At 74.9% G+C, this 11,927-nt stretch carries 12 protein-coding genes; 10 read left to right on the top strand and 2 right to left on the bottom strand.

Going from position 1 to position 11,927, the window contains the following annotated elements; translation table 11 throughout:
- Positions 1 to 891 (top strand): heme biosynthesis protein HemY (locus tag MBSD_RS13170; protein ID WP_082306675.1); only part of this gene is annotated, 891 nt, incomplete at its 5' end.
- An 86-nt stretch (positions 892 to 977) separates the two neighbouring features.
- Positions 978 to 1,391 (top strand): hypothetical protein, encoded by a 414-nt coding sequence (locus MBSD_RS13165; protein WP_062537763.1) that lies wholly within the window; start codon positions 978 to 980, stop codon positions 1,389 to 1,391.
- 4 nt (positions 1,392 to 1,395) lie between these two features.
- On the opposite strand, the gene MBSD_RS13160 is transcribed toward MBSD_RS13165, so the two are convergent.
- Positions 1,396 to 2,454, bottom strand: a complete 1,059-nt coding sequence (locus tag MBSD_RS13160) for a CDP-6-deoxy-delta-3,4-glucoseen reductase (RefSeq protein ID WP_062537762.1) — start codon at positions 2,452 to 2,454, stop codon at positions 1,396 to 1,398.
- A 119-nt stretch (positions 2,455 to 2,573) separates the two neighbouring features.
- Here MBSD_RS13160 and MBSD_RS13155 point away from each other — a divergent pair, with 119 nt between their 5' ends.
- The 4 genes from MBSD_RS13155 to MBSD_RS13140 all read left to right on the top strand — a co-directional run bounded on the left by MBSD_RS13155 (position 2,574) and on the right by MBSD_RS13140 (position 5,961).
- Entirely contained in the window at positions 2,574 to 3,026 is a 453-nt protein-coding gene (locus MBSD_RS13155) for a hotdog fold thioesterase (RefSeq protein WP_062537761.1), read from the top strand.
- Positions 3,023 to 3,970 (top strand): serine/threonine protein kinase, encoded by a 948-nt coding sequence (locus MBSD_RS13150; protein WP_062537760.1) that lies wholly within the window; start codon positions 3,023 to 3,025, stop codon positions 3,968 to 3,970. Before MBSD_RS13155 ends, MBSD_RS13150 begins: the two co-directional genes overlap by 4 nt.
- A gap of 121 nt (positions 3,971 to 4,091) precedes the next feature.
- The gene (locus MBSD_RS13145) at positions 4,092 to 4,547 is read left to right on the top strand and encodes a hypothetical protein (protein WP_062537759.1); all 456 of its coding nucleotides are present in this window, start codon (positions 4,092 to 4,094) and stop codon (positions 4,545 to 4,547) included.
- A 136-nt stretch (positions 4,548 to 4,683) separates the two neighbouring features.
- Positions 4,684 to 5,961, top strand: a complete 1,278-nt coding sequence (locus MBSD_RS13140) for a GGDEF domain-containing protein (protein ID WP_062537758.1) — start codon at positions 4,684 to 4,686, stop codon at positions 5,959 to 5,961.
- Here the strand turns inward: MBSD_RS13140 and MBSD_RS13135 are convergent.
- On the bottom strand, positions 5,921 to 7,777 hold the full coding sequence (locus MBSD_RS13135) for an aspartyl protease family protein (RefSeq protein WP_114693274.1): 1,857 nt from the start codon (positions 7,775 to 7,777) through the stop codon (positions 5,921 to 5,923). The two genes, MBSD_RS13140 and MBSD_RS13135, sit on opposite strands and share 41 nt — an antisense overlap.
- An 87-nt stretch (positions 7,778 to 7,864) precedes the next feature.
- Between MBSD_RS13135 and MBSD_RS13130 the strand changes: the two genes are divergently transcribed.
- The 4 genes from MBSD_RS13130 (at position 7,865) to MBSD_RS13115 (ending at position 11,924) form a co-directional block, all read left to right on the top strand.
- The gene (locus tag MBSD_RS13130) at positions 7,865 to 8,479 is read left to right on the top strand and encodes a helix-turn-helix domain-containing protein (RefSeq protein ID WP_062537756.1); all 615 of its coding nucleotides are present in this window, start codon (positions 7,865 to 7,867) and stop codon (positions 8,477 to 8,479) included.
- A gap of 46 nt (positions 8,480 to 8,525) precedes the next feature.
- Entirely contained in the window at positions 8,526 to 9,911 is a 1,386-nt protein-coding gene (locus tag MBSD_RS13125; protein WP_062537755.1) for a DNA recombination protein RmuC, read from the top strand.
- Between the two features lie 50 nt (positions 9,912 to 9,961).
- Positions 9,962 to 10,567: a GTP cyclohydrolase I FolE gene (folE, locus tag MBSD_RS13120; protein ID WP_062537754.1), complete on the top strand. Its 606-nt coding sequence runs from the start codon at positions 9,962 to 9,964 to the stop codon at positions 10,565 to 10,567.
- Positions 10,568 to 10,706: 139 nt separating this feature from the next.
- Positions 10,707 to 11,924, top strand: coding sequence for a GGDEF domain-containing protein (locus MBSD_RS13115; RefSeq protein ID WP_062537753.1), 1,218 nt, complete (start codon positions 10,707 to 10,709; stop codon positions 11,922 to 11,924).
- Positions 11,925 to 11,927: the final 3 nt, after the last annotated feature.

Here is an 11,927-nt window from a genome sequence, read left to right as displayed (position 1 = left end):
GGCGAGCCGGAGCGTGCGCTGGAAATGCTGGACGAGGCCACGCAGGACGCGCCGCAGGCGGCGCGCGTGCTGCGCGCGCGCATCCTGCGCCGCCAGGGCCGCGCCGACGACGCGCTGGCGCTGCTGGTGCCGGAAGCGGAGGCCGGCAAGCTGCCGCCGGCCGGCTGGCGCGAACTGGCCGAGGCGGCGCTGCTGGCCGGCCGCACCGAGCGCGCGCGCGGCGCGCTGGAACCGCTGCGGCAGAGCGGCGCGCTGGGGGCGCGCGGCTACGCCGATCTCGAGACGCGCGTGCTGGCCGCGGCCATCGCCGCCGCGCCCGACGCCGCCGCGCTGAACACGCTGTGGGCCGGGCTCGGCCGCGCGCAGCGGCAGGTGCCGACGGTGATCGCCGCCTACGCGCGCGCCGCCTCGCGGCACGGCGCCGCGCTGGCGGCGATGGACGAGGTGGAGAGCGCGCTGCGCCGCGGCTGGGATCCGCTGCTGGTCGCCGCCTACGGCGACATCGCCGGCGACGATCTCGATGCCCGCCTGAAGCGCGCCGAAAGTTGGCTGGCCGCGCACCCCAACGACGCCGTACTGCTGACCGCGCTCGGCCGCATCTGCGTGCGTCTGAAACTGTGGGGCAAGGCGCAGGATTTCCTCGAACGCGCGGTCGCGCTGGAACCGAGCGCCGCCGCGTGGGAAACGCTGGGCGATGCCTGCACCGGCCAGGGCGACCCCGCCGCGGCGGCGCGCTGCTACCGCAACGCGATGCGGCTGGCGCGCGGCGAGTCGACCGAGCCGCTGTCCGCACGTCCGGGCCGCATGGACACGCGTCCGATCGCCGTCGAGGAACGCGACGAGCACGGCGTGCCGCGCCTGCCGGGCTTCGGCGGCAAGCCGGCGCGCTGAGCCGCGCGACGCCGGCGCGTTGCGCGCCGCGCGCGTTTGTACGAGCATGTTCGTCCATGCACACCGGATTCCACGGAAGGTTTCCCATGCTGCTGGATCTCGCCGCCGCCTTGGTCGTCTCGCTGCTGGGCCTGCTGGCGCTCGCCAAGTTCGACGCCTGGTGCGAGCAGCGCCACGGCCGCCGCCACTTCAGCATGCCGCTGTTCGCGCCGATCCTCGGCGCGGCGGTGCTGCTGGTGTTCGGCGCCGACCTGCTGGCCGACGGCGACGCCCCCGCCTGGCTCGCCTTCGGTCTGCTCGGTTTCGGCGCGCTCGCCGCGTCGGTCGTCGCGACGGCCCGGCTGCTGCGCCCGCACGGCGCCGCCGGCATCGCCGGCACGCTGCTCGAAGCGGGCGTGTTCGCCGCGCTGGCCGGGCTCAGCCTGCCGTTGCTGGCGATCGCGGCGGTGGTCTACGTCGGCGCGATGTTCGGACTCGGCGGCACCGCGCTGCAGCGCTGAAGCGCTACAGGCCGTGGATGCCGGCGCGGTTGCGCAGGATCTGCGCCAGCACGTCCGGCGCGTAGTCGAACGAGTCGTAGTACAGCCGCTCCTCGGGCAGGCCGGCGTCGACGAAGCTGCGCCGGCCGGCGTCGATCATCGCCGGCGGGCCGCTCATGTAGACGTCGTAGCCGGCGAGGTCGGGGTGGTCCTCGAGCACGGCCTCGTGCACCAGGCCGGCGCGCAGCCCGGCGCGCGCCGCCTCCTCGGGATCGGACAGCACCGGCGTGAATCCCAGCGTCGGTGTCTCGCGCGCCCAGCGTTCCGGCAGCGCGCGCAGGTAGAGGTCGGCGGCGCCGCGCGCCCCCCAGTAGAGGTGCAGCGGCCGGCGCGTGCCGAGATGCAGGAAGTGCTCGACGATCGCCTTCACCGGCGCGAAGCCGGTGCCGCCGGCCATCAGGATCGCCGGGCGTTCGGAGTCCTCGCGCGGCACGAAGGTGCCGAGCGGCCCCTCCGCGCGCAGGCGCTCGCCGACGCGCAGCGTGTCGAACACGTAGGAGGTGAAGCCGCCGCCGGCGACGTGGCGCACGTGCAGTTCGATCGCGGCGCCGTCGTGCGGCGCGTTGGCGATGGAGAACGCGCGGCGCCTGCCGCCGTCCAGCAGCACGTCGAGGTACTGGCCGGGCAGCCAGCGCAGGCGCGTGCCGTCGGCCGGACGCAGCTCGAGCCGCACCACGTCGGGGGCGAGCACGTCCTTGGCGGTGACGGCGAGATCGAGCGTGCGCCGCGGGATGTCCTCCACCGAGGCGACCTCGCGCGCGGCGATCACCAGATCGCTGGCCGGCACCGCCTGGCACAGCAGCACGGCGTGGCGCGCCTGCTCGGCGGCGCTGAGCGCCGAGGGCGGGTTGCGCGGGTACGCGCAGCGCCCCTGCAGCAGCACCGCCTTGCACGAACCGCACACGCCGGCGCGGCAGGAATACGGCAAGGCGAGGCCGGCGCGCTGCGCGGCCTCGAGCACGGTTTCGCCGGCGGCGACGCCGAAGCGGCGTCCGCTGGCCTCGAGGGTGACGGTAAACGGCACGGGTCCGTCCGCAGGGGCAGGCGCGCATTGTCGCCGAAACCGGCCTCGCGCCGGAACCGTCGCGCCGGCGGCGCCCGGCGCCGAGAATGCGCGTTCCGCCCCCCGCCCGGAGCCGCGCCATGCCGCTGTGGAAACAGGACACCGACCTCGCCCGCGTCAACGGCTGGAGCGAGCACACCATGATGCAGGCGCTCGGCATCCGCATCACCGAGATCGGCGCGGATTTCCTGCGCGGCACCATGCCGGTCGAAGCGCGCACGCACCAGCCGTTCGGACTGCTGCACGGCGGCGCCTCGGTGGCGCTGGCGGAAACGCTGGGCAGCACCGCGGCGCTGCTCACCCTCGACCCCGCGCGCGAGGTCGCGGTCGGCCTCGACATCAACGCCAACCACGTGCGCGCGGTGCGCGCGGGCACGGTTACCGGCACCGCGCGGCCGTTGCACCTCGGCCGCACCACGCAGGTGTGGGAGATCCGCATCGAGCGCGAGGACGGCGCGCTGGTGTGCATCGCGCGCCTGACCATGGCCGTGGTGCCAACGCAGGCGGTCGGCACGCGCGCGGCGGCGACGTGAGCGCGGCCGCGCCCTACGCCGGCCTGTCGCCGGACCTGGTGCTGGACGCGGTGGCCGCGACGGGCCTGCGTCCGGACGGCCGCCTGCTGGCGCTGAACAGCTACGAGAACCGCGTCTATCAGGCCGGCCTCGAGGACGGCGGCTTCGTCGTCGCCAAGTTCTACCGGCCGGCGCGCTGGAGCGACGCGGCGATCGACGAAGAGCACGCCTTCGCGCGCGAACTCGCCGAGGCGGACCTCCCGGTGGTGGCGCCGCTGGTCTTCGCCGGCCGCAGCCTGCTCGCGCACGCCGGCTTCCGCTACGCGCTGTATCCGCGCCGCGGCGGGCGCGCGCCGATGCTGGAGTCGCGTGAACACCTCGAGTGGATGGGCCGGCTGATCGCGCGCATCCACGCGGTCGGCGCGCGCGCGCCGTTCCGCCATCGCGGCGCGCTCGACCGCGCCGCCTTCGTCGCCGCGCCCATGCAGGCGGTGCTGGCCTCGCCGCTGCTGCCGGCGCGCCTCGCCGACGCTTATCGCGCCGCCGGCGCGCGCCTCGACGCGGCGATCGCCGCGCGTCAGGCCGCGGTCGGCCCGCTGCGCACGCTGCGCCTGCACGGCGACTGCCATCCGGGCAACGTGCTGTGGACCGACGCCGGCCCGCATTTCGTCGACCTCGACGACGCGCGCATGGGCCCGGCGGTGCAGGACCTGTGGATGCTGGCCGCCGACGCCGCGGCGATGGACGCGCTGCTGGACGGTTACGCGCAGTTCCGCGACTTCGATCCCGCCGAGCTGGCGCTGGTGCCGGCGCTGCGCGCGATGCGCCTGCTGCACTACGCCGGCTGGATCGCCGCGCGCTGGGCCGATCCCGCCTTTCCCGCGGCGTTCCCCTTCGCCGCCGAGGCGCGCTGGTGGGAGCAGCACGTCGCCGATCTCGGCGAGGCCGCCGAGGCGCTGGCCTGAGCCCGGGGCCGAAGCCCTTCCCGCACCGGCCCGGCGCCGCGCCGCTTTCTGCGGCCGCGGCTGAAGCCGCGGCCGCGGCGCCCTGCTACCATCGCGCGCCTTGCGAACGGGGACGACGACGATGCGCGAATGGCTGCTGCGGGCGGTGGGCGTGCTGGAAATCGTGGGCGGTGCACTCGGCCTCGAGGCGGCCGTGCACCGGCTGTCCGGCCTGCGCGCGCCGCTGGCGATCGTCGCCGCGGCGGTCGCCGCGCTGTTCTTCGCCTGGGCGCTCGTCGCCGGCGTGCTGCTGATCGCCGGCAGCGAGCGCGGCCTGCGCTGGTCGCGCTGGGTGCAGCTCGCGCAGGTGCCGGTGCTGAGCAGCGGCATCGTCAGCTATGCGGTGCACGTCGGCGCCGCCGTGCTGGTGCTGGCCGGCTTCGCCTGGCCGCCGGCCTGGTCGCTGCACGTCAGCGGGCTGTCGCACGGCTGGCTGGTCGGCCTGCTGGGCGCCGCGCCCTACGGCACGCGCATCGGCGTCGACGTGCTGGCGCTGCTGGCCTGGCTGGTGCTGCGCGTGGCCGGCGGCCGCGCCTGAAGGCGCGCCGCACGCGGTGAACGAGGGTAACCGCAGCGGAACGCCGTCACGGTTCCCGCCTGCAGCGCGGATGCCGATGCCCTAAGCTGGTATCGGTCCTGCATCGCCAGGGATGCGTAGCTGCGGAGGGGCGCGGATGCACATCGACTTACCCACGGTGATCGCGCTGGGATGGATCCAGACCCTGGCGATGGGCGTGCTGCTGTGGATGGTGATGGGCGCCTTCGCCGGCACGGCGCGGCGCAGCCTGCGCGTATGGATCGTCTCGTTGCTGCTGCAGGCGGCGGCGTGGATCGTCACGCCGTTCGCCGCCGGCCATCCCGAGTACCCGCCGTTCGGCGCGGTGGTCAATGCCATGCTGGTCAGCGCCTTCGGCCTCGGCGCGTACGCGCTGCGCATGCTGACCGGCGCGCCGGCGCGCCAGTGGCGCATGCTGGCGCTGGGCGCGGCCGTCGTCGCCGGCATCGTCTGGTTCCAGATCGTGCAGCCCGACTACGCCGCGCGCGTCTACGTGTTCTGCACCGGCATCGCCGCATTCGCGCTGACCGTGCTGTGGCCGCTGCGCGGCGCCTGGCTGCGCCACGGCCATCTCGCCTACCGCGTCACCATGCTGGTGATGCTGGCGGTGGTGGGCATCGAGGTCTGGCGGCTGGTCGAACTGGCGCTGGCGGAGCGTCCGCCCGTCTCGATGTTCCAGGCGCGCGCCGCCGATCTGGCGCACCTGGTGCTGATGAGCCTGCAGCCGGCGCTGGCCAGCGCGGCGTTCCTGCTGCTCTACTACGAGACCGCGCACGCCGAACTGCGCCGGCTGGCGCGCGTCGATCCGCTCACCGGCGTCAACAACCGCCGCGCGCTGGCCGAGCACGCCGCGCGGCTGATCGCCGCCGCGCAGCGCGACGGCCGGCCGTTCTCCGCGCTGATGGTCGACGCCGACCACTTCAAGCGCGTCAACGACCGCTACGGCCACGGCGTCGGCGACGCGGCGCTGTGCGCACTGGTCGCGCGCATGCAGCGCACCCTGCGCGCCAGCGACCTGATCGGCCGCACCGGCGGCGAGGAGTTCGTGATCCTGCTGCCGACGACCGGCGTCGCCGAGGCGCGCGAGGTCGCGGAGCGCGTGCGCGAAACCGTCGCCATGGCGCCGCTGCGGGCCGACGGTTCGGAGGTGGCGCTCACCCTGTCGATCGGCGTCGCCGTCTACCGCACCGGCGACGCCGACCTCGACGCCCTGCTGCAGCGCGCCGACACCGCGCTGTACGCCGCCAAGCACGCCGGCCGCAACCGCGTCGTCGCCATCGGCGACGCGCCGGCGGCCGACACGCACGCCGGCAACCCGGCGGCGCGCGCGGGCGCCGCGGCGGACGGCGCCCCGCTCAACGCGGCGGCGGGATCTGATCGGCCAGTGTCAGGGTGAGTTCGGCCGCACGGCCGTCGCGCGCGTAGCGCACGGCGAGGCGCGTGCCCGCCGGCAGCTCGCGCAGGCGCTGCCGCCATGCGGCCAGCGTGCGGGTGGCGACGGCGACGCCGTCGATCGCCAGCAGGCGGTCGTCCGCGCGCAGGCCGGCGCGCGCGGCCGCGCTCTGCGGCGCCACCGCGCCGACCCTCAGCGCGGCGCCGTCGCCGAGCAGCCACAGGCCGCTGCGGTCGTAGAGGTCGGGCCGCGCGAAGTCGGCGTTCGGCGCCAGGTACATGCGCCGCTGCGCGTAGTCGAAGGCCACCGTGAAGCGTTTCAGCACGCCGCCGCCGAGGTTGGCGTCGAGATCGGGATTGGCGAACGAACCCTTCGTCCCGGTGAAGATGTCGGCGGCGATGCCGGGCACGTCGATGCCGCCCAGGTCGAGCGTGCCGAGCCGCAGCGGGCGGCCGTAGGACGGTCCGCCCACGCCCCAGCCGACCACGCTCTCCGGCGCCGCGCCGTAGCGCTCGGCCAGGCCGTGCGCGCGCGCGAACGGGCCGTGGAAGGTCAGCGACGCGCGCGAGCCGGTGTCGACGCTGATGCGCAGCGGCGTGCCGTCCAGCGTGCCGGCGATCACCGGGATGCGCTCCTCTAGCGTGAACGGGATCGCCCGCGCGCCGGCCGGCGGCGCGAACTTCGCCGGTTCGCTCAGCACCAGCTCGCGCTGCGCATAGTCGATCCGCACGCCGAAGCGGCTGAACATCTCGAAGCCGACCAGGCCGTCGAAGTCGAGGCCCTCGACGGCGCCCAGCGCGCCGAGGTCGATCACGTACATCACCGGCCGCTCCAGCACGGCGTCGCCGACGCGCAGCGACCGCGCCGGCGCCAGCGCGACGTCGCCACCCTTCTCGCCCACGCCCTGCGCCAGCAGCTTGCCCTCGGCGGCGAGGCCGAGGCGCTTCGCCGCGGCCGGCGTCAGCAGGTTGAAGCCGCCGGTGTCGACCAGCAGGCGCACCGGCTTGCCGTCCACCTCGGCGCGCACGTAGATGTGGTTGTTGACGAGCTCGAACGGCACGCGCGTGACGGCGGCGGCGTTGGCGATGCGCGCGCGCGAAGCCGGCGCCTGCGGCATGGCGAAATCGGCCTCGTGCAGCGCCGGATCGAGACGCGCCTGCGTCAGCGCCACCTCGACGCGGCTGCGCGGATCGCCGCGGTCGCTGACGCTGCGGAACGGCAGGCGCACGCCGTCGACCGCGCGCCAGTCCTCGTAGCGCACCGTCAGCACGTTCTGGCCGACTTTCTGCGTGGTGCGCGCCAGCAGGCCGCTGGCCGCGTCGAACCACAGCGCGACCGCGGCGCCGCCTTCCGGCGTCGCCTCGACCACGGCGTAGCGGCGGCCGTCCGCCTCGCGCGTCGTCACCGCGCCGTAGCGCGCGGCGCCGCGCTGCGGATACCAGTAGGCGCGCGCGGTCAGCCAGGCTTCGGTGCGCGCCCGCGCCATCGCCTCGGCGCCGTCCAGCCGCGCCACTTCGCCGCCGGGATCCTGCTCCCACGCCGTGCGGCCGTCGTAGCCGTCGGCGCCCTCGAGGCGGCCCAGCGTGTAGCGGCTGGCGTGGCGGCCGCCGCGCAGGTCCTCCAGGGTGGCGATCGGGCCGGACAGGCCGCCGGCCCGCAGGGTGCCGCGGGAGGCGATCGCCTGCACCGCGTCCCAGCGCGCGCCGCCGCTGGCCGCCTTGTAGCGCGCCAGCAGCGCGCCGGCGTCCTCCGCGCAGGCGGCCGCCGCCAGCAGCAGGGCGGCCGCGGCGGCGAGGAGGCGCATCGTCGTTCGTTTCATGCTCGTAACCTGGCGCCGCGCGGCGCTTGCAAAGGAAGGTCGTGTTTTGAAGAATGATCGCAAATTTCAAACAAGGCAAGCCAACCGATGGCACGGCGCGAGCGCCACGACGGCAAACTGGAGCACCCGCGCGAGGTCGAACTGCTGGCCTCGCCGATCCGTCAGGAGATCGTCGACACCCTGGAGGCGCTGGGCGGCGAGGCGCCGGTGGCGGCGATCGCCGCGCAACTGGGGCGGCCGGCCGACGGCCTCTACTACCACCTGCGCCTGCTGGCCGCGGGCGGCCTGCTGGACGAACTGCCGACCGACGGCGACGGCCGGCGCTACCGCACGCGCAGCGGCGGCGCGCGCCTGCGGCTGCGCTACCGCCCCGGCGCCACCGCCAACGCGCGCGCGGTGGCGCGCGTCGCCGCCGGCATGCTGCGCATCGCCGGGCGCGATTTCGGCGCCGCGCTGGGCGACCCTGCGGTCGCCGTCGAAGGGCCGCGCCGCGCGCTGTGGGCGTCGCGCACCAAGGGCTGGGTCGGCGCCGCGGAGCTCGAGGAGATCAACCGTCTGCTGCTGCGCCTCGGCGAACTGCTGCGCCGGCCGCGCGCTCCGCGCCGCGACCGCCTGCTGTCGCTGACCTGGGTGCTGGCGCCGGTCGCGGCGCGGCCCGCGCGCCGCGCTGCGGCGCCGCGGCGCGGCCGGCGCAGCATCTGAGACGGCTGCCGCTACACTGGCGGCATCCGCCGCCGGAATCCCGCATATGTCCGCCGCCGCCCTGCTCGCCGTCCTGACCGTCGCCGTGCTCGCCGTGCTGGCGCTGCAGCTGGTCGCGCTGCTGCGCGGCCGCGGCGACGCCGCGCTGGCGGCGCGGCTGGAAGCGCTGCGCGCCGACAGCGACCGCATCGAGCGCGCGCTGCGCGAGGAGCAGCGCGCCGGGCGCGGCGAGCTGGCGCAGTCGTTCGAGCAGTTCCGCGGCCACGTGCAGCAGCAGCTCGACGCCGCCAACGCGCGCCAGCACGAGCGCATCGAGGGCGTCGGCAAGCGCATGGACCAATTGGCCGAACGCACCGACCGCGGCATGCAGCAGTTCGCCGACACGCTGCAGCAGCGCCTCGCGGCGCTGGCCGAGCACAACCAGCAGCGCCTGCAGGAGATGCGCGGCACGCTGGATGCGCAGCTGAAGGCGCTGCAGCAGGACAACGCGCAGCAGCTGGAGAAGATGCGCGCCACCGTCGACGAGAAGCTGCAGGCGACGCTGGAGGCGCGGCTCGGCGAGTCGTTCCGGCTGGTGTCGGAGCGCCTGGAGGCGGTGCAGCGCGGCCTGGGCGAGATGCGCGAGCTGGCCACCGGCGTCGGCGACCTGAAGCGCGTGCTGAGCAACGTGAAGACGCGCGGCATCCTCGGCGAGGTGCAGCTCGGCGCGCTGCTCGAGCAGATCCTCACCGCCGACCAGTACGCCGCCAACGTCGCCACCCGGCCCGGCAGCGACGCGCGCGTCGAGTTCGCCGTGCGCATGCCCGGCGAGCGCGACGGCGAACCGGTCTGGCTGCCGATCGACGCCAAGTTCCCGCTGGAGGACTACCAGCGCCTGCAGGATGCGCAGGAGCGCGCCGATCCGGACGCCGCCGCCGCCGCCGGCCAGGCGCTGGAGCGCCGCGTGCGCGAGGAGGCGCGGCGCATCCGCGACAAGTACGTGGCGCCGCCGCACACCACCGACTTCGCCATCCTGTTCCTGCCCACCGAAGGCCTGTTCGCCGAGGTGCTGCGCCGACCGGGCCTGTTCGATGCGCTGCAGCGCGACCTGCACGTCACCGTGGCGGGACCGACCACGCTGACCGCGATCCTCACCAGCCTGAAGGCCGGCTTCCGCACGCTGGCGATCGAGAAGCGCTCCAGCGAGGTCTGGCTGCTGCTCGGCGCGATCAAGTCCGAGTTCGACAAGTTCGGCGCCGTGCTCGCCAAGGTGAAGAAGAAGCTGGAAGAGGCCGGCAACCACATCGAGGCGACCGGCGTGCGCACCCGCGCCATCCAGCGCAGGCTGCGCGAGGTCGAGTCGCTGCCCGGCGAGCAGGCGCAGGCGCTGCTCGGCGACGCGCTGGCCGCTGCCGACGACGCCGAAGCCGGCGACGACGACGGCATCGGCTGAACCCGCGCGGGACGCTACACTGGCGCGTCCGCCCCCTGCAGGAGTCGATCATGGCGAAGAACAAGAAGGTCGCGCCGGCCGCCGTCACCCGCGAAGCCGCCGAGGAGGCGGTGCGCACGCTGCTGCGCTGGGCCGGCGAGGACCCGGCGCGCGAGGGCCTGCTCGACACCCCCGGGCGCGTGGTCGACGCCTATCGCGACTGGTTCTCCGGCTACGCGATCGACCCCGCCGAATACCTCGGCCGCACCTTCGAGGAGGTCGCCGGCTACGACGAGATGATCGTGCTGCGCGACATCCACTTCGAGTCGTTCTGCGAGCACCACATGGCGCCGATCATCGGCCGCGCCCACGTCGGCTACCTGCCCACCGACAAGGTGGTCGGCATCAGCAAGCTGGCGCGCGTGGTCGACGCCTACGCGCGCCGCTTTCAAGTGCAGGAAAAGCTCACCGCGCAGATCGCCCACTGCATCGACAAGGTGCTGCAGCCGCGCGGCGTGGCGGTGGTGATCGACGCCCAGCACCAGTGCATGACCACGCGCGGCGTGCACAAGCGCGGCGTGTCCATGATCACCAGCCAGATGCTCGGCGCGTTCCGCGACGACGCGCGCACCCGCGCCGAGTTCCTGCGCTTCATCGACATCGACAATCACGCCTGAGCGGGCCGGCCGCGCCGCGGCCGGCAATCGTGAACATCTGTCGAACGACGGCCGGCGCCGCCGGCCGTCACGTTGCGCGCGCCCGCTTCGCCGTTATGCTCCGCGCGCATCCCGGTGCGATGGGCCAACAGGGGGGCTCATGCCGTTCGACATCCCCACGGCGGCGCTGATGGGGTCGACGCAGGCGACGATGCTGGCGGCGACGCTGGTGTTCGCCACGCGCGGCTACGTCGGGCCGGCGCGGCGCAGCGTGCACGTCTGGGTGGCGTCCCTGCTGCTGCAGGCGGCCGGCTGGATGCTGTTCCGCCAGCACGCCTTCTTCAATGCCGATTTCGTGCGCATCGCCGGCAACGGCCTGCTGGTGCTGGGCTTCGCCGAAGCAACGCGCACGTTGCGCATCATGTGCGGCGCGCCGCAGCATCGCGCGCTGCTGTGGACGACGGCGCTGCTCACCACGCTGGCGATCGCCTGGTTCACCCGGCTGCAGCCGAGCTACGTCGGCCGCATCAACGCGCTCGGCCTCGCCGCGACGGCGTTCTCGCTGCAACTGATCTGGCCGCTGCGGGACAGCTTCGGCCGCGGCGGTTCGCCCGGGCGGCGGGTGATCCTGCTGATGATGCTGCTGGTGGTGGCGAGCATGGGCTGGCGCGTGCTGGCCGCCGACCTGGCCGCGCTCGGCGCCGGCATCGACCTCGCGCCGTGCCTGGCCGACGAGGTCAACACGCTGGTGCTGATGATCGAGCCGCTGCTCGCCAGCGTGGGCTTCCTGCTGCTCTACAACGAGGCCGCGCAGTCGGAGCTGGCGCGCATGGCCCGCATCGACCCGCTGACCCGCATCGCCAACCGGCGCGCGCTGGCCGAGCACGCGCGGCGCATGATCGCCGAAGCCGTGCGCCACGGCCGCGAGTTCGCCGTGCTGCTGATCGACGCCGACCACTTCAAGCGCGTCAACGACCAGTTCGGCCACGCCGGCGGCGACAGCGTGCTGTGCACGCTGGTCGCGCGCCTGCAGCGCGCGCTGCGCGCCAGCGACGTGCTCGGCCGCCTCGGCGGCGAGGAGTTCGTCGCGCTGCTGCCCGACACCGGCGCGGCGGCCGCGCTGGAAACCGCCGAGCGCGTGCGCGCGGCGATCGCCGCCGATGCGCTCACGGTGGCGGGCCAGCCGCACGCGCTGACCGTGTCGATCGGCGTCACCGCGCTGCAGCCCGGCGATGGCGGCCTGGAGGACCTGCTGCACCGCGCCGACCGCGCGCTGTACGCCGCCAAGCGCGCCGGCCGCAACCGCGTGGTCGCCGCCGACGGCGGGCAAGACGCCGCCGTGTCGCCGGCGCCGGCGACCGTGGCCGACGACGACTGAATC

Origin of the sequence: Mizugakiibacter sediminis (assembly GCF_000953855.2) — a bacterium.
In the GTDB taxonomy this organism is placed as follows: domain Bacteria; phylum Pseudomonadota; class Gammaproteobacteria; order Xanthomonadales; family Rhodanobacteraceae; genus Mizugakiibacter; species Mizugakiibacter sediminis.
This window is presented reverse-complemented; position numbering and strand designations above follow the sequence as displayed.